The following is a 16,508-nucleotide window of genomic DNA, read 5'->3' as shown; positions in this document are numbered from 1 at the left end:
TGAGGAGAGGTTGTTCCTAATGGCAAAGATTGACGATGTGGCCCGTCTGGCGGGTGTATCGAAGGGAACGGTATCCAACGTATTCAGCCAGAAAAGGCCGACGAGCAAAAAGGTAACCGAGAAAGTGCTGCAAATCTCGAAGGAATTGAATTACGTGCCGAATCATATTGCAAGAAGCTTGGTCACCAAGAAAACAATGGCGATCGGGCTTACGATTCCGCACGGTAAATTCTTTTTCAGCGTGTTCCATAATCAGTTTATCAACGGCGTCATTCTGGAAGCCTCCAATTACGGATATCGGGTGCTTCTGGACATGATTGCTGCCGAAGAGGTGAAGACACCTTCACTCGCGAGCTATCCTATTGACGGGGCCATTGTGCTGGGGCCTACAGAAGAGGACGACCGGATCAATCTGCTGTATCAGCATGAAATCCCGTTCGTTACCATTGGCAAAATTATTAACAAGGGACTCCAGGGTGTCGCTACCGTCAATAACGATAACAAACAGATTATCCGCGATATTTGCGATTATTTGCTTGGGCTGGGGCACCGGAACATCATGTTCCTGAACGCCGGGGAGCAGATGACCGTGTCCATTGAACGTACGGAAGAGTTTGTCCGGGTGCTACAAGAGCATGGTGTTATGATCCAGCCCGGAATGATCCATTATAAACCGGGCATTCATTCAGATAAGTATATTAAATATGGCTATGATGAGACACTTCATAATGTGAAGAACCAGACGGAGAGAGCAACAGCCATTATTGCAGACGACGACCGTACTGCATTTAGTGCCCTTAATGCCATCAACGACGCGGGTCTTCGTGTGCCGGAAGATATCTCTTTGTTTGTCATCTGCGGCGATCAGTCCATGATGCACCAGGTAAGGCCTTCTTTGACGGGAATGGATCTGCAACCATCTGAGCTGGGGGTTCAATCGGTAAGGTTACTTATGCACAAGCTGGGTATTCTGGAGGGAGCGTACGAGAATAACAGGATCGTTCCGAGCAAAATAATAGAGAGAAACTCTTGTTCCTCGATCAAGAATTAGCAAGAATAAGTTTCGGATGTAGTAAGGTTAAATATGATAACGGTTACATCCAAGACCCAATGCGCTTGGCAGCTCAGATTGTCTCGGGCCTCGGTTTTCTCGGAGCAGGACAGATTATGAGGCCGGATTTGAAATGAAAGGTTTGACATCTGCAGCGTGAGTAATTTTGCAAACGAATAAGCGTATTCGGTGGAAAGCTTTGAATACGCTTATTTATTTTAAGCAGCAAAGAATGCATCGTTATGCCTATCCTTCTCAGACCACTAATTTATAAATTACATAGCCTACTACCAATAATATAATGAGTATTCCGGTGCCTTTCCATCCCAAACCACCAACTAAATCGGATAAGCTTCCAAATTGAGCACGATTGATACCATCACCAAACGTACCCATGGAGTTTCCCTTTAATTCTTCTTGTCTCAAGCGTTCTCTTTTGGCTTCGGGTGTTTCTTCTCGAAAATCCATGTAACCACCCCTGAGATTTGATTTTTTTCGGTAAAACGAACCTATATTCAAATAGAGCACAGGTGATCCGGAGTTAATCAGGAACGCTTTGTGCTCTTTGCTGTATTTAAATGATGTAGAACTCAGGCCTAGATGCTTAGATCGAAATCAGGTTCACACATATAGTCAATCGGATAGAGATCATCTCTTGCCGAGATTAATGCACGGAGGTGAAGGTACACATTGTTGGGCTGCACCACACCACCACCGACAGAATAGGGAACAAGTTCTGCTACGACAAAAACATCCTCTGCATGGTTACATTTGAAGATTACATTATCCGGGTTGCACACTTCCTCCATATAACTGTAAGTCATGACATGGAAGGAACGTCCCTTCCAATTCGTCTTAATTACTTTATAGGACTGCGTCCGCACAAGATCAAGATAACGCTCCAGTGCAAAGGTATGCTCAAACTGGGTGATGTACCCCTTTTTATCCACATCAATCGTAAATTCCACATCATAACTTACGTGAAACTCTTCTTGGAACGTTCCCTTCATCATCTTCATCGTGTCAAAGGTTGAACCGAATCCGGGGTCTTCGATGTAAGGAATAGCAATGAGGTCAGGATCAACATGATGAGTAATCTCACTGTTATGGGAAACGCCCGTATTAAACTTGGACGGCTGGATTTCAATTGAACCAATCATGCTTCCGGGGAAACCAGGACTGCAACTTATTCGCATAGTCATCTCCTTCGTTGTTAATCAATTATTAGACGAAAGAATGAGGGGGAAGTTGCGCCAGAATAAGGAAATTGAGGCTAGCTGCGGAGTGTTCTGCTCATCGTGGGCTTTTGGATAGGTAAATAGAAATGTCTCCATTTCCATTCGTCTTGTTCTTTTGATACAGTATTTATATGTTTCATGACTGGGTGATGGGCAACCACACTCGATATCGTTCTGCAATTAAGTTGTCTAACGGGATAACAGGTTAGGTTATAAAGTTAAAAGCCATCTTACAGTCAGAGGGCTTATACTCATCATGTTTGATTCATTAGGAGGCTTAATATGCTATCCAATAAAGTGATTGATTATTGTCAAAATAAGGGCTGGTGGCATGAAGATGTACCAGCAGAGTATGAAGAATCTTTACGTCAACTGGGTATTGATCTTAAATCTGATTTTGCACATTTTTATTTGCATGCGGATGATGATCCGACCTTTTACAGCAGACATCAGGAGATCTATCAGATCTGCTGGGTTATGGAAAACACCGTATATTTGGAGGACATGACAGTGGCTCAACTTACGCTTGGATTGCCAGAAGCCTACATACCGCTGGACAGCTTTGAGGGCGAGGGTGGATTCTTTTATAACCGCCAAACGGGAGATGTGGCTCTGGTGGAGCTGGGTGAATCGATCGAACGTTTTCTGAGCCGTGAAAGTACACCGCAATGGACGAGCTTCAATAACTTTCTGGAATGGTATTTCGAACTGGAGGAGGAGGTTGCGGAGTGAAGGATCTGACACCGGAGTATCCCGAACTGGAGAGAGAAATTATTGAAACGGTAGAAGCAGGCAATGTTCTCGATGAAACGCAGCAGCATGAGCAAGCCCTGATCTATTATGATCAGGCTTGGGGGATGCTGCCCGAGCCGAAGACTGACTGGGAAATGGCAAGCTGGATTGCTTCCTGTCATGTGAATGCACATATGGACCTGGAGCAATACACACTGGCGAAGCCGTGGGCTGAAATTGCCCTGCAAACGAGAGGTTCCGATATTAATACCGGGCCGTGGATTGATCTGGGTATAGTCTGCATGAGGCTAGAGCAGCATGATGAAGCTTTGCTCATTTGTATGAAGCGTGAACGAAACTGATTCTACGGATTACAAGATGAAAAGGGTACCCTATCTGCCAAATCATTGGCCGTGGGGTACCCTTTCCTTTTAATTTTTTATATAAGTATGATCTTTCAGCGGGTTAATCTTTCGCTCCGTAAGAAAAAAATTCATCCACGAGATCCTGCGGCGATATGGATACAAATACGTGCGTTTACATGCGAAAAGGACGCCTTGCTTGTCGATCTTCCCGGGAACGTCGCTTGGCGCCAGGGGCTTTCCGTTGTCTTTTCCATAGCCAGTAGAGTATGAGTCCATGGATTCCGGCAGCTGTTAACAAGAGCCGAATAAACCATCCCACCGATGTTTTCATCAGTGGGTCCGCAGGGCTGAGCACCTTGGTAACTTCAGATGGGTCAGGAATAGAACGTGGTTTCTCCTGAACATTCATGGCCGAAGAGCGATCCAGTATGACGGTTGTTGTCAGATTCCATTTGCCACTTACAAGTGCGCGGATGGTGGTCTGTTCGGCATCGGCATCGGTATGAAGCGTAAGCAGTCCATCCGGTGTAATGGATACTCCCTGAACGGGGGTGTCGAGCTGGAATTTTACATCAGGCGTTTCTTCTGAGGCGGATTGAACACCGTATTGGACTGTGGATTCCCCGGTTACAGGCTTCACCACACGCTCGTCACCAGTCATTTGCAAGGTAGTGAGCCCGTTCTCCGCCACAGCTTGCTTCCTGGACAAAGGCTTGATATTGCCGATGCGGAAGCTCAGCTTGGCGTTTTCGGGAGTAGTGGTTGTAATGCCCCAACCAATGACTTTGCCCAAGATCACTTGACCTGTCGTGTTGGCTTTGTTCTGAACCATTAGGCTGGAAAAGGGAATGCGGATCTGTCCGACAAATCCCGGTTCCAACTCAATCAGACCGGATACCGGGCGAACCAGTTCAGCCTGTCCGGTTGATTTCTCGACTATGATGATGTTTCGATCATCAGACACAGTCAGGGAAAGTTTATCCGATCGGGTCAGTACGATATTAAGAGGCAGCTTTTGGTCCGACTCATTGCGAATGGAGAAGGTCAAAGCCCTATATCCTGACCAGTCCCGATTCTGCAGCTCATAGACGTAGGCCGAATAGTTTCCTTTTTTGAGCCCCTGTGTAGAGGTCTTAATCTGAATACTGCCTTTGTTATCAACGCTGGCGTCTACCTTGGCTCCGTTGTTCCATTCATGGAGTGTATTCCCACTCACCTTAAGCTGCTCTGCCTGAACAGCTTGAATGGGATATACGTTCCATAACACAGCAAGGCTGGCGACAAGCGTCAGTTTTTTCCACTTCTTGATCATGCTTTACTTGCCTCCTCTCTATAGAATATAGATAAGCCATCTCGTTCAGTTCGTCTGGAGAGATGTTGTTCTTGCCCTGGGGTACAGGTTACCTCGTTTGTCACGCAGGTATTGCACCCATACGCATTCCAGTGAGAGGTCTTCGCCAAGCGGAAGATGTGATCTGACATGAGCACCCAACACAAAAATGACAAGCCAGGGCTCGTCATTTTTGTTTCAGCCTTTTGCCATCTTTCATCTTTCATCGATAAAGGCCTATATTCAATTGAAAAATCAGTCAGAGATGTTACGCGTATAATACTCAATAATATCCTTGCGACGGATAATACCGAGGAAGACACGGTCCACATCCACCACAGGCACAAAGTTTTGATCTGCTGCCAGCGTCAGCATATCTTCCATTTCGGCCTTAATAAAGACACATTCATTATATACACGGTTGTCGATCTCGTGCACCTGAACCTGATCCATCGTTTCAAATGTCAGTCCGGGGGTGCTCCGCATTTTCCATAACAAATCGCCTTCGGACAGGGTGGCAACATATTTTCCATCCTGGTCAATCACGGGAATGGCGGTATAATGTTGCAATTCAAGCTGCTCGATCGCATCTTTCATGGAAGCGGAAGACTTGATATAGGCCACTTCGGCTTTGGGGAGTAAAAAATAGCTGATTTCCATCATCGGGCTCCTTTACTGTAATCTCACTATCCTTATTTAAACATATTATGTGAGCTTTCGGCTATTTTTAATGATAAATTCGTCAGATTTGTTCCATTGTTTAATTGAGGCTGGAAATCTATAGTGTATATTAGAGGTGATATGATCATGAAATCGAAACGTAAAATTATTTATGGACTGCTTCCCATCTTATTTGCTGGTGGAATCGGAATGTACTTATACATGCAGAATAGCAAAACAGAGGAAGTGAAACCCCAGGCAACCGTTGATCAATACATAACGCATTTGCAAAAGAAAGAATTCGATCAACTGTATCCCTTGATGACGCCTGCTTCATTGAATGAGTCTGGCATGAACCGTGAGCAATTTGTGGAAAAATACAATGCGATTTATTCGGGCATGGAGGTTTCTGCGGTAAAGGCAGAATTGATACCGAAGGTAACCGAAGAGACAACGGACAGCAACTCACAGCAAGGCAAGGATAACGGTGATAAAGAGAACAAGAATGGAACGAATAGTGGAAATAAAAATCAAAACCCGGATGTCTATGAGGTGGACTACAGCCTGCAACTAACGACCTTCCTGGGGGAAGTGAATGAGACACATACATTGAAACTGGTACGTGAAGAGCTTGAGGACGGAGCGAAAGTCTGGCGGATCAACTGGAAGCCATCCATGATTCTGACCGACATGGTCAAGGGGAGCAAAGTTCGGGTGAGAACGCTATTCCCGGAACGTGGAGACATTGTTGATCGTGAAGGGCTGCCCCTAGCAACAAAGGGAAATATATATGAATGGGGCATCATTCCTGAGAAGCTGGGAGAAAATCCGGAGACGATGATCGCCCGAATTGCGGAGCATTACAAAGTAACAGCAGATATCATTAACACTGCACTTGCACAGAAATGGGTGAAGCCGGAATATTTTGTTCCCATTGCTTCAACAGAGGACTCCAGGGTGCCTGCAGCACTGGCTGGTGTGCAAGTTCAATCCAAGGAAATACGGTATTATCCGCTTGGGGAGGCTGCCGCTCATCTGATCGGCTATGTTCGTAAGGCCACCAAGGAGGATCTGGAGAAAGATACGGAAGGCTATTATCGTGCAGAAGATTGGATTGGCAAAGCCGGACTGGAGCAATCACTGGAGAAACAGCTTCGCGGCGAAAGAGGTGGCCTGATCGAGATCACCGATGATTCTGGAAACACTCGCTCAGAGCTTATCCGCAAGGATGCAGTGGATGGACAGAATATTCAACTGACGATCAGCTCCGAGCAACAGCGTAAGTTGTATAAGACACTATCCAGTGGTGGTGATGCCGGAGCGATGGTGATGATGAATCCAACGGACGGTAATCTGCTGGCACTGGTCAGTGCGCCTTCCTATAATCCGAACAAGATGGTTACGGGACTGACACAGGCAGAGTGGGATGCATATTCAGCAGATGAGAAGCTTCCTTTTATCAATAGGTTTACGAATCGCTATGCACCAGGCTCAACCTTCAAAGCCATTACGGCAGCTGCAGGGCTGATGGAGAAGGTTACCACAGCGGACAAATCGCATGATATCTCTGGTTTGCAATGGCGCAAGGATGAGAGCTGGGGCGGTTACTATGTGAAGCGTGTGAAAAGTGTATCCCCGGTGAACATGGTTGATGCACTAGTCTACTCGGACAATATTTATTTTGCGAAGGAAGCTGTTGAGATGGGCAGCGCCAAGTTTATAGAGGGTATTCAGAAGTTCGGTTTTGGAGATAACTTTGGACTGGATGAACTGTATTTGAAACCAAGCCAGTATGCGAACGAGGCTCATCTGGATCTGTCTTCCGAGGTGTTGCTCGCTGACACATCCTATGGACAGGGAGAAATGTTGATGTCGCCGATCCATCTGGCGTCGTCCTTCACCCCTTTTATTAATGAAGGGAAAATGGTGAAGCCTGTACTGATCGAGGAAAAGGAAACAGCCAAACCGGAAGTTGTAATTACGCCTGAAGTCGCAAATACGGTGAAGGATGCCTTGGGCCAAGTCGTAACCCGATCGGGAGGAACAGCCCATTCCTTGGACTCACTTTCTGAAGGGTTGGCTGCAAAGACAGGGACTGCCGAGTTGAAGGCCAAAAAGGGAGAGAAGGGACAGGAGAACGGTTTTGTCGTGGTGTTTGATACGGATTCACCATCCTTCCTTATAGCCGCGGTTATTGAACAAGTGAACGGACGAGGTGGCAGTCATCATGTGTTGGATAAATTAAAGCCGTTCCTGGAGAAAAAGGGAGTCACGCAGTAATTTGATACTATATACGATGATCTAAAATAGTATTTGAAGAGCCCAACACCATTCATGTTACCAAAATGGCGGATGGGCTCTTATTTTTGCCTTTATGTTATAGATTTTATTTCCGGGCAGTCAACATAAAACGTGTCGAGTTCGTTCGAATCCCTTTATCGCAGCGATTTTGCTCGACGAACTGTTGGAAACACTCAAAGTCGGATTCCCTCTCACCAAAACCGGGAATGATCGGTGCATGGGTCAGAAGGAATAGCAGATCATCAGGTGTGGCGTAATACTCTGTTGCATTATATTCCCTAACCTGAATATCTTGAAAACCTGCTTCCTGAAGTTCACGTTTGTATCGTTCCATCAATGTGCCTGGCTGAACGCCCAGTGACTGTCCACGGCCAAAGGCCTCTGAGATGTTACATTTATCATTTTCACTGACTTGCTGAGTAAGGAATGTACCCCCATCTCCCAATACTCTGTATACTTCTGTAGCGCAGAAGTCGCAGTGTCTGGAGGATATCACATTAAAGAATTGATCTGGAAATGTCAGTTGCTCTGCATTCATATGCACAAAACGGACATTCGACCGGGTACCAGATGCCTTGAGATTACGCTGGGCAGTCTCAATCATTCCATGGGAAAGGTCGATTCCAACCAATAACAGTGCGGCGTTCGAGATGGAAAGAACAGCTTCTCCACCACCTGTGCCAATATCAAGCAACAGATCGGATGAATGAGTGCGGCGAACAACTTCCTCATAGAAGTCCCATCCAATGCCCTCTGAAGTCACGTTTAAAGAGCTAAAATTCCAGCCATTCAATTGGCCTATGCGTTCGTAAAAAGCAGTATAATCCATTCTTTTCTTCATTATAAGTTTCCTCCAATGTGAGTTCTTCATTCTAGGCAGATGTAGTGCGAAATCGTTCCGATTGTCGAACAGGCTCAAAAGGGCAGACGTATCCCCTGATAGCTGGTACGCGTTTTGACCCAGCCCGACGACTAATTACTTCGAACAATTCGAAATAACATCCGTTTCACCTCACAGTTGGAATACTTCCATTATACCCCACAAATATATGGTGTATTTTACCTTTTTGCTATATGATAAGTGTCGATTCATGTAAAAATAGCATAACATACATACGTTCTTTTTGATGGAGGGATCAGGGTGTATTGTCACGTATGTGGGACCAAAAGCAGTCCAGGGGACAGCACATGTAGAAAGTGTAAAACGAAATTAAAAGACTCAGGCTCTACAGAAGAACAGATTTGGGCAGAAACAGCGGTTGGTTTGGAGAGTGGAGCGGGAAAAGCAGTCAATCAATTATCCAGGCAGCATCAGTCTGCACCGAAGCAGAGCAACCAAGGTCGCGCATTTAGCTGGGTTATTCCACTGCTTCTGGCAGCGGTGATGGGGGCCTTGTTGACGTACTATTACAAGCAGGAGATGGGCATTAATTCAGAGGTGAAATCGCTGCATCAACAGGCGGAACAAGCAGCCCTGGAAGGTAAGTACAAAGAAGCACTTCAGTTGCTGGACACCGCTTTAGCGAAACGGCCGAACTATAATGCACTTGTACTGGATCGCCAAATTACGGCGAAGGCGTTCAATCTGATGAATCAGTTAAATGAGGCGTCCACAAGTCTGAAGACAGGGAAACTCTCCGCAGGAGACAAGACCATACAGGCTGTAAACAAAGTGCTGAACGAGCGGGACGAACCAGTATTTTCCAAAGTGCGTGCGACATTAAACAACAGAAAGGTCACACTGGCCGTACTGAAGGTAAAGAAGGAAATCGATAGTTTGACGACGGTAGAGGCACTTGCCGAGAAACTGGATACCGTATCGAATTTGAAGGGCAAGGAAGCAGAGGCAGTAGAGAAGCAAATCGTCGATAAGCTCGCAGGCATTAGTTATAAGCAGGCTGAACAGCAAGTGAAGAAAAAGGATTTCACAGCTGCTTTACAAACTGTGGATCAAGGGTTGTCCTATGCGCCGGAAAATGAAAAACTCACTGCGTATCGTGAGAGGGTGCTCAGTGAAAAAAAGGCGTTTGAAAAAGCGGAAGCGGAACGGATCCAACTGGCGGAGCAGCAGGCTGCGGAAGAAGATCTGAAGAATCGAACAGCAGCAGTAAGCTTAGTGAGCGTTGACGCAGCGCTCGATATGTACGGTGACCTTTATATTAGCGGTTCAATGGTAAACAATGCGACCCGGCCGATCTCCTCCGTCACTATCATGGTCGACATTTATGGTACAGACGGTAGCTATCTGGGCCAGACTTATGTGGATGTGTATCCAAGCTGGTTGGATGTGGGAGAAGAAGGTTTCTTTGAAACTTATTATTATGGTGTGTATCAGGAAGCGGAAGTCTCTGTTGTGAATGCAACGTGGTATCTTGAATAGGAGGACAGGTTGGAATGGCCAAACGAACATGGAGTACGATCATATCCAGTGCCATCATTATTGGTGCTGGGGCAGGAGGCGTGTTCTGGATACATCAGCATTCAGTAGATCAGCTGCAGGATGGGCCCAGACTGGCCGTTGTCGCTGCGAAGGAAACGGAAAACGCGGCAACGACGACTGCTTCCAAGCAACCTGAGAAGAAGACGCGCAAACAGATTATTGAAGAGAGCCAGAAGAAAGTGGTCACGATTGAGAGCAGCAGTGGATTGGGTTCCGGTTTTCTCTATAATGATCAGGGGGATATCGTCACGAATGCGCATGTGGTGGAAGGCTCAAAAGAAGTGATCGTCCGCACCCTGAGTCATGAGGAATATAAGGGAACGGTAATCGGGATAGGGGAAGAGACGGATGTAGCAGTTGTCAGGGTACCGGATATGAAAAAGATCAAACCGCTAGACATTGCCAAATCCAAAGCTGAGACCGGAGACGAAATTCTGGCGCTGGGCAGTCCACTCGGGTTAGAGAATACCGTAACTACAGGGATTATTAGTGGTGTAGGCCGTAGCTTTGAAATAGCACCTTATATTTATAGCAATCTTTATCAGATATCAGCTCCTATAACCCATGGGAACAGTGGTGGACCACTGATTAGTGCGGAGACTGGCGAAGTACTCGGCATCAATTCAGCTGTGGTGGAGCAGGAGGGTGGAATTGGATTCAGCATCCCTATGACCAGTGTGCTCAAGCAGGTGCAGAACTGGTCCAAAAATCCTTCCGGCACAGCAGCGGTTAAGACGGCAGGGGATACGCATTCGGGATCAAGCTCAGCAGCATTGGAAGCAGAGGCACTGGTGACGGACTTTTATACGAGCCTGAATTTGAGCGATTATGTCACCGCCTATGCATTGCTTGGCAGCGAATGGCAGAGCGGGACGACGTATGCGAAGTTTCGCGAAGGGTATATCAATACGAGCTATGTAACTATCGGTGAAATTTCCTCTACAACAAACGGAAATAAAGAGATGGAAGTGACGGCGGTCATTACAGCAGATGAGCGTAGAGATGGCGAGTATGTAACAACGAAATACAAAGTTACGTATCAGGTAGGGTATGAGAATGGACAACTGAAAATACTTCATGGCCAAGGGGAAAAAGTAAAATAAAGTTGTGGAGGGAGAATGGGCGACAAGTCGACTCTCCTTTTTGATTGCTTATGTTCGATTCATCTGTTAAAATACAGAACGAACGTTCAGTATGCAAGAGGTGGAGTGAAATGAATGAGTATGAATAAAAAGCAACTACAAACCGAGCAGACCAAGAAGAAACTTGCGGATGCCTCAAGAGCCCTTTTTGTGCAAAAAGGCTATAAAGCAACGTCCATAGAAGATATTGTGGCTGCGACGGGCAGCAGTAAAGGCAATATATATTACCACTTCAAAAGCAAGGAAGGTCTGTTTCTCTACCTGATTGATGAATGGGATCGGGAGTGGGAGGAGAATTGGGCAGCCAAGGATCATCTGTATCATACTTCTACGGAGAAGATATACGGCTTGGCGGAACAATTAATCCTTGATGACATGAATCACCCACTGACGAAGGCGGCAGATGAGTTTTTCACTGGTGAGAAGAAAGAAAATGATATTGAAGAACGAATAGCTTTGATGTTTGAGCGGCATATTCAATTTAACAAACAATTGGTGGAACAGGGAATTGAGAGCGGGGAGTTTAAAGCAGACAACGCAGACCATCTAGCGCTCATTCTTGAAAGCACCATTATTGGTCTCAGTCAGCTGTCGCGCGGCATGGAGCCAGAACAGGCTCTTGCCTTATACCGCAAGGCTGCTAGCGTATACTTGTATGGAATTGCAAAAGATAAAGATTAAGGTAACATTTTGACAACTACGGAGGATGGAATCATGGCATTACTTACACGGAACAGGGGCGCATTGCTGCTGTTAATGTTTAATATTTTTCTCGTTTTTACAGGTATAGGCCTTGTTGTGCCTATTATGCCTGCTTACATGGATCTACTGCATATCACTGGATTCACGGTTGGTTTGCTGGTAGCGGCATTCTCATTCACCCAGTTTCTGTTTTCTCCCATTGCGGGCCGTTGGTCAGACATCTTGGGACGTAAAAAAATAATCGTTGGCGGCATGTTAATCTTTGCTGTATCCGAGTTTATGTTTGGTGCTGTGAATGCACCATCGCTGCTCTTCGCGGCACGGATGCTTGGCGGGATTGGCGCAGCGATGATCTTCCCGGCGGTTATGGCGTACACTGCAGATATTACAACAGAGGAAGAACGCGGTAGAGGTATGGGATTAATAAATGCCGCAATTACTACAGGATTTATCATCGGTCCGGGAATCGGCGGATATATCGCGGACTTTGGTATTCGGATTCCTTTCTATGCTGCAGGTATTGCGGGTTTGCTGGCATCCATCATTACGCTGATTATTTTGCCGGAATCAACCAGAATTACTGGAGAACAGACCAAACCTGTCGCGGGTGCAGCGAAGGTCAAAGGGCCGGGCATGGTTTCCCAGCTGCTTCGTTCGTACCGTGAGCCCTACTTTTTCAGTTTGGTCATCGTATTTGTTATGGCGTTTGGCTTGGCTAACTATGAGACGGTCTTTTCTCTATTTGTGGATCACAAATTTGGCTTTACCACCAAGGATATTGCCTTCATTATAACGTTTGGTTCCATTGCGGGAGCCGTGGTACAGGTCTCATTGATTGGCTGGCTGTTAAACCGATTTGGTGAGAAAAAAGTCATTTCGGTCTGCTTGCTCTTTGTGGCGGTATTTGTATTGTTAACCCTGTTTGTAAACACATACTGGATGATTTTGGTCGTTACATTCATCGTCTTCCTGGGCATGGATATTTTGCGTCCGGCAATCAGCACGCAGATGTCCAAACTGGCGGAAGAACAGCAGGGCTTTGTAGCTGGGTTGAACTCAGCCTATACAAGTTTGGGCAATATCGCAGGTCCAATTGTAGCGGGAGCACTATTTGATGTGAATATTAACTATCCTTACGTCTCGGCAGCCGCCGTTCTGGCGATCTGTTTCCTGTTATCTCTGCGGGTATTAAGAGGTGTTAAATCCACAGGCAGTGCGAAGGCTGAAATGTAATCATGATTTATGTAAATGAACGTAAAGACATCAATTTTGTTATAATAAGAAATGCTGGAAGTGAAGAAGATGGGCTGGGTTGCATAACAAGTTACCGAGGACGGTCATTTTTAAGCATATACAGGATTATTGGAGTGATAACATGAGCAAAGCAAAAGGAAAAGGTGGCACCGGCCGTGGTACTGGCAAAAAAGGCTGGAACCGTTGGCAAGCCGCCGCCAACCGGGCGAAAAGTGCCCCGAAGCCTTATAAGAGTAAAGGCACGAAGAAGAAGGACGATACCGAAGCTTCCACTGACAAGCCACAGTAAGTGGGGCTTGACGATACCAGAGGAGTTCATGGAGCAGAGATCTGACCTATATATAGGGACGGTCTCTTTTTTTATTTCATCTTTATATATTGAAGAAAGGCTGAGGAAATAAGGTTAGAGAGGCGGAGTTTTCGGCACGTGTGGTTAAATCATCCCCGAGCAGTAAATAAAAAAAACCAAGAGGCAAGGAACTACCCTAACATCTTGGTTCTTTGATATGAATGACCTAATTGAGCTTGCTACACTCTACACAAGACTAGCCGGCTTTTACTTTGAAGAATGAAATCAGTTCCTGCAATTGGGCTGATACAGCGGAAAGTTCATCCGAGGCCGATACAATGGAAGCCATGGATGCTTCCTGTTCCGCAATAGATTGCTCAATCTGTTTGCTGCTATGTGCTGCTTTGCTTACGCTCGAAGACAATTCATCCGCAGTAGCCGACATTTCCTGTGTGCTGGCGGATATTTCTTCGGTAGAGCTGGAGATATCCTGAATTTGGTTGGCGACTTTGTTCGTAGCTGTCAGAATATCCTCAAAGAATTGGCCCGTCTCCAGGGTGACATGAGACCCCTTCTCCACTTCTTGGGAGCCAAGTTGCATAGCTTCGGCGGATTGGAGGATATCGCGCTGAATTCCGTCAATCAAGGTACGGATCTGTTTGGCTGAGTCCTGGGACTGTTCAGCGAGTTTGCGTACTTCCCCTGCGACAACCGCGAAACCTTTTCCTTCCTCGCCAACACGAGCTGCCTCAATGGAAGCATTCAGGGCGAGCAAATTAGTCTGTTCCGCAATCTGTGTAATCATATTTACGATGCTGCTAATTTCGTTGGAGCGGCTTTCCAAAGATTGTATAGATTCCGACGTATGTTTCACCGCACCGGAGATCAGTCTCATCTGCTCAATAACTTGTTGCATAATCTCATGGCCTGAACTAGAACGTTGTTCCATGCTTAATGCCTCATCCGCTACATCTGCAGAACTGCTGGCAATCGTCTGCACAACGGCAGACATCTCTGTCATCGCTCGGGCACTTTCCACGCTGGCTTGATCCTGAGAACGAAGGCCCAGTGAGATATCCCGGATATTACTGCTGATCATCTGGATGTTATCATTATTTTTTTCGGAAATGTCTAATAATTTCTTGGATGAATCAGAGAGGTGATGGGATGTCGTTTGGACTTTGAACATCGTGTCATTGAATCGCTGAATCATCGTATTGAATTTTTGATTAATAATTCCTAGATCATCTCGTCCGGTTTGGATGGTTACATCCAGATTACCAGAGCTCGCAGCCTCAATACCCTCCATGAGGTCACGGATTGGCTTGAGTGTTTTCTTTAACAGAATATATTGTAGTACCATAAACAGAATCAGGAAAACGATAAGGAAAATACTGCTGTATGTAATCAGTTTATGAAGTCCTTTTGGAACAGCATTTGCATCAACGTCGAAGTAAAGTGCGGCGTACATTTTTCCTTCGGCATTTTTAATAGGGTACATAATTGTAGTCCAAGTACCGTATTCGTCCGTATAAAAGCTGCTTAATGCAGGCTTCTCATTTTTTTTCATACCTTCAAGAGCTATAACATTCTTCTGTGGTAATGGATACATTGAACCTGCTGCCATATTGCTTTCTTCAAAAGGCCCGAGCAGGTTGGTAGGAATCGCGATGATGGACGTCTGATTTCCTTCCTTCAGTTCAGTACCGAAGATATAGGCTTGTGCAATATTGGGATATAACTCGTGGATGGAATCCAGATATTCTCTTAATTGTTTCTGAACAGGTCCAGAATAACTTTTCTCGTTTACCGCTTCAAGTACTTGGTCTGTATCCAGGTCATCAAACCATTTCTGTGTCGTAACTTCAGCCTGATCGTACAGTTGTTGACTCAAAATATCCTTTTGCAGTTGATATCCCGCAGTTATCAGGATGACGCCAATCAACATAATGCTACCGAACGAAATAACGAGACTTTTAGCAAAGAAAGGAAGGGTACTCCACCGTATCTTATCTAACAACATCTTTCACTCCTTTTTCTAATTGAGACCATTCTGGATGCGTATTCGCTTTGCGTATGGTGCTTTGTATCCATGTGATATATCGTAATAGATTTAGTTTAATGTTAGCGTTTGGAATGAAAATGATGCTTTAGAACCAAGGTTTTTCAGAATGTTTCTCGTTTATTTCACTATTGTGTTCATAAATGAAAAATGCGCAAATTCTTTACGGCCATTTCCTTAAAGATTGAGTAAATGGATTGCCAAGAGTTATAAGGGGAGTTCGTTTTGATGAGTGAATTGTTGCCTAACATGTATATACATAGAGGGAAGAGGGATTTATATTGAAATAAAGATATGCGCATATATGAAATACATTATTACGCAAAAATGACTCGAGGCGAGATTTTGGTGAATCAGCAAAATCACTGAACATTATTCTGTTGCTATAATGAAAGACAGCAGTATATAGATGAAGCTAACTTAATAAGTAGTTACATTAATGAAGAAAAGCATTTACGTCCCTCAGAGTTAAACTATCCTTAGAGCTTAGGCGTTGGGATTACATTCAATATAGGCTGTTCCTTAGAAGTCAGAAGTCTAGAGAGTATCTCGAAATTCCTTTAGCGTATCAATCACTGGAGTACATTTATAATCAATAGTCATTGTAGTGAAATAAAATAATTTATAATATGGGTTGTAATTAATAATAGAACATGATATATTATTAATCCGGCCAAGAAAACACAAGAAACACGGTGCGGCAAGCGAATGAAAAATAAGCTTCGAAAGAAACTTAAAAAAAGATGCTTGCAAAGTTGGTTCGGACGTGATAATATATAAGAGTTGCTGAAGAGAACAACGACAGCAACGGAAACAAGTTTGATCTTTGAAAACTGAACAACGAGTGAGTAACGATCTTGCTTGCAAGATCGACGCTGAGAAATCGGTACACGTTTTCGAACGGTATGATTTCGAAGCAAAAACAATGAGATTTTTAATCTC

At 45.1% G+C, this 16,508-nt stretch carries 15 protein-coding genes and 1 pseudogene; 10 read left to right on the top strand and 6 right to left on the bottom strand.

All coding sequences use genetic code 11. The features are described from left to right. Positions 1 to 19 precede the first annotated feature (19 nt). Together P364_RS0116915 and P364_RS38250 are read left to right on the top strand one after the other, a co-directional pair. Positions 20 to 1,051, top strand: coding sequence for a LacI family DNA-binding transcriptional regulator (locus P364_RS0116915; protein WP_024631272.1), 1,032 nt, complete (start codon positions 20 to 22; stop codon positions 1,049 to 1,051). A 41-nt stretch (positions 1,052 to 1,092) separates the two neighbouring features. After that, positions 1,093 to 1,173 (top strand): annotated as a pseudogene (locus P364_RS38250) (MgtC/SapB family protein); the annotation flags it as partial. A gap of 133 nt (positions 1,174 to 1,306) precedes the next feature. Here the strand turns inward: P364_RS38250 and P364_RS0116910 are convergent. Together P364_RS0116910 and P364_RS0116905 are read right to left on the bottom strand one after the other, a co-directional pair. After that, on the bottom strand, positions 1,307 to 1,519 hold the full coding sequence (locus P364_RS0116910) for a DUF6366 family protein (protein WP_024631271.1): 213 nt from the start codon (positions 1,517 to 1,519) through the stop codon (positions 1,307 to 1,309). Positions 1,520 to 1,647: 128 nt separating this feature from the next. After that, positions 1,648 to 2,247 carry a hypothetical protein gene (locus tag P364_RS0116905; protein ID WP_024631270.1) on the bottom strand — a complete coding sequence of 200 codons (600 nt, stop codon included), beginning with the start codon at positions 2,245 to 2,247 and terminating at the stop codon, positions 1,648 to 1,650. 324 nt (positions 2,248 to 2,571) lie between these two features. On the opposite strand from P364_RS0116905, the gene P364_RS0116900 reads away from it, so the two are divergent. After that, positions 2,572 to 3,021 (top strand): hypothetical protein, encoded by a 450-nt coding sequence (locus P364_RS0116900; RefSeq protein WP_024631269.1) that lies wholly within the window; start codon positions 2,572 to 2,574, stop codon positions 3,019 to 3,021. Beyond that, complete coding sequence (locus tag P364_RS0116895) at positions 3,018 to 3,383, top strand: hypothetical protein (protein ID WP_024631268.1); 366 nt, start codon at positions 3,018 to 3,020, stop codon at positions 3,381 to 3,383. The genes P364_RS0116900 and P364_RS0116895 overlap by 4 nt, the downstream gene beginning before the upstream one ends. A gap of 175 nt (positions 3,384 to 3,558) precedes the next feature. Here the strand turns inward: P364_RS0116895 and P364_RS0116890 are convergent, their stop codons facing one another. Together P364_RS0116890 and P364_RS0116885 are read right to left on the bottom strand one after the other, a co-directional pair. Then, positions 3,559 to 4,698 carry a hypothetical protein gene (locus P364_RS0116890; RefSeq protein ID WP_024631267.1) on the bottom strand — a complete coding sequence of 380 codons (1,140 nt, stop codon included), beginning with the start codon at positions 4,696 to 4,698 and terminating at the stop codon, positions 3,559 to 3,561. Positions 4,699 to 4,971: 273 nt separating this feature from the next. Continuing rightward, on the bottom strand, positions 4,972 to 5,376 hold the full coding sequence (locus P364_RS0116885; protein ID WP_024631266.1) for a CBS domain-containing protein: 405 nt from the start codon (positions 5,374 to 5,376) through the stop codon (positions 4,972 to 4,974). Between the two features lie 147 nt (positions 5,377 to 5,523). Between P364_RS0116885 and P364_RS0116880 the strand changes: the two genes are divergently transcribed. Beyond that, positions 5,524 to 7,656 carry a penicillin-binding transpeptidase domain-containing protein gene (locus P364_RS0116880; protein WP_024631265.1) on the top strand — a complete coding sequence of 711 codons (2,133 nt, stop codon included), beginning with the start codon at positions 5,524 to 5,526 and terminating at the stop codon, positions 7,654 to 7,656. A gap of 106 nt (positions 7,657 to 7,762) precedes the next feature. On the opposite strand, the gene P364_RS0116875 is transcribed toward P364_RS0116880, so the two are convergent. Beyond that, positions 7,763 to 8,518, bottom strand: a complete 756-nt coding sequence (locus P364_RS0116875) for a class I SAM-dependent methyltransferase (protein WP_024631264.1) — start codon at positions 8,516 to 8,518, stop codon at positions 7,763 to 7,765. Between the two features lie 300 nt (positions 8,519 to 8,818). Here P364_RS0116875 and P364_RS0116870 point away from each other — a divergent pair, with 300 nt between their 5' ends. The 5 genes from P364_RS0116870 (at position 8,819) to P364_RS36910 (ending at position 13,504) form a co-directional block, all read left to right on the top strand. After that, positions 8,819 to 10,057, top strand: coding sequence for an FxLYD domain-containing protein (locus P364_RS0116870; RefSeq protein ID WP_024631263.1), 1,239 nt, complete (start codon positions 8,819 to 8,821; stop codon positions 10,055 to 10,057). Between the two features lie 14 nt (positions 10,058 to 10,071). Beyond that, positions 10,072 to 11,220, top strand: coding sequence for a S1C family serine protease (locus P364_RS0116865; protein WP_024631262.1), 1,149 nt, complete (start codon positions 10,072 to 10,074; stop codon positions 11,218 to 11,220). A 120-nt stretch (positions 11,221 to 11,340) separates the two neighbouring features. After that, on the top strand, positions 11,341 to 11,940 hold the full coding sequence (locus P364_RS0116860; protein WP_024631261.1) for a TetR/AcrR family transcriptional regulator: 600 nt from the start codon (positions 11,341 to 11,343) through the stop codon (positions 11,938 to 11,940). 33 nt (positions 11,941 to 11,973) lie between these two features. Then, positions 11,974 to 13,194 (top strand): MFS transporter, encoded by a 1,221-nt coding sequence (locus P364_RS0116855; protein ID WP_024631260.1) that lies wholly within the window; start codon positions 11,974 to 11,976, stop codon positions 13,192 to 13,194. A gap of 142 nt (positions 13,195 to 13,336) precedes the next feature. Beyond that, positions 13,337 to 13,504 carry a DUF3934 family protein gene (locus P364_RS36910; RefSeq protein ID WP_081718007.1) on the top strand — a complete coding sequence of 56 codons (168 nt, stop codon included), beginning with the start codon at positions 13,337 to 13,339 and terminating at the stop codon, positions 13,502 to 13,504. Positions 13,505 to 13,760: 256 nt separating this feature from the next. Here the strand turns inward: P364_RS36910 and P364_RS0116845 are convergent, their stop codons facing one another. Further along, entirely contained in the window at positions 13,761 to 15,527 is a 1,767-nt protein-coding gene (locus P364_RS0116845) for a methyl-accepting chemotaxis protein (protein ID WP_029881040.1), read from the bottom strand. Positions 15,528 to 16,508 lie beyond the last annotated feature (981 nt).

It is taken from the genome of Paenibacillus sp. MAEPY2, from assembly GCF_000499205.1.
In the GTDB taxonomy this organism is placed as follows: Bacteria; Bacillota; Bacilli; order Paenibacillales; family Paenibacillaceae; genus Paenibacillus; species Paenibacillus vandeheii.
This window is presented reverse-complemented; position numbering and strand designations above follow the sequence as displayed.

Bases quoted from the DNA above. Each gene is read 5' to 3' on its own strand.
- P364_RS0116915 (WP_024631272.1), top strand. From the start codon at position 20: ATGGCAAAGATTGACGATGTGGCCCGTCTGGCGGGTGTATCGAAGGGA.
- P364_RS0116910 (WP_024631271.1), bottom strand. From the start codon at position 1,519: ATGGATTTTCGAGAAGAAACACCCGAAGCCAAAAGAGAACGCTTGAGA.
- P364_RS0116905 (WP_024631270.1), bottom strand. From the start codon at position 2,247: ATGCGAATAAGTTGCAGTCCTGGTTTCCCCGGAAGCATGATTGGTTCA.
- P364_RS0116900 (WP_024631269.1), top strand. From the start codon at position 2,572: ATGCTATCCAATAAAGTGATTGATTATTGTCAAAATAAGGGCTGGTGG.
- P364_RS0116890 (WP_024631267.1), bottom strand. From the start codon at position 4,698: ATGATCAAGAAGTGGAAAAAACTGACGCTTGTCGCCAGCCTTGCTGTG.
- P364_RS0116885 (WP_024631266.1), bottom strand. From the start codon at position 5,376: ATGGAAATCAGCTATTTTTTACTCCCCAAAGCCGAAGTGGCCTATATC.
- P364_RS0116880 (WP_024631265.1), top strand. From the start codon at position 5,524: ATGAAATCGAAACGTAAAATTATTTATGGACTGCTTCCCATCTTATTT.
- P364_RS0116875 (WP_024631264.1), bottom strand. From the start codon at position 8,518: ATGAAGAAAAGAATGGATTATACTGCTTTTTACGAACGCATAGGCCAA.
- P364_RS0116865 (WP_024631262.1), top strand. From the start codon at position 10,072: ATGGCCAAACGAACATGGAGTACGATCATATCCAGTGCCATCATTATT.
- P364_RS0116860 (WP_024631261.1), top strand. From the start codon at position 11,341: ATGAATAAAAAGCAACTACAAACCGAGCAGACCAAGAAGAAACTTGCG.
- P364_RS0116855 (WP_024631260.1), top strand. From the start codon at position 11,974: ATGGCATTACTTACACGGAACAGGGGCGCATTGCTGCTGTTAATGTTT.
- P364_RS36910 (WP_081718007.1), top strand. From the start codon at position 13,337: ATGAGCAAAGCAAAAGGAAAAGGTGGCACCGGCCGTGGTACTGGCAAA.
- P364_RS0116845 (WP_029881040.1), bottom strand. From the start codon at position 15,527: ATGTTGTTAGATAAGATACGGTGGAGTACCCTTCCTTTCTTTGCTAAA.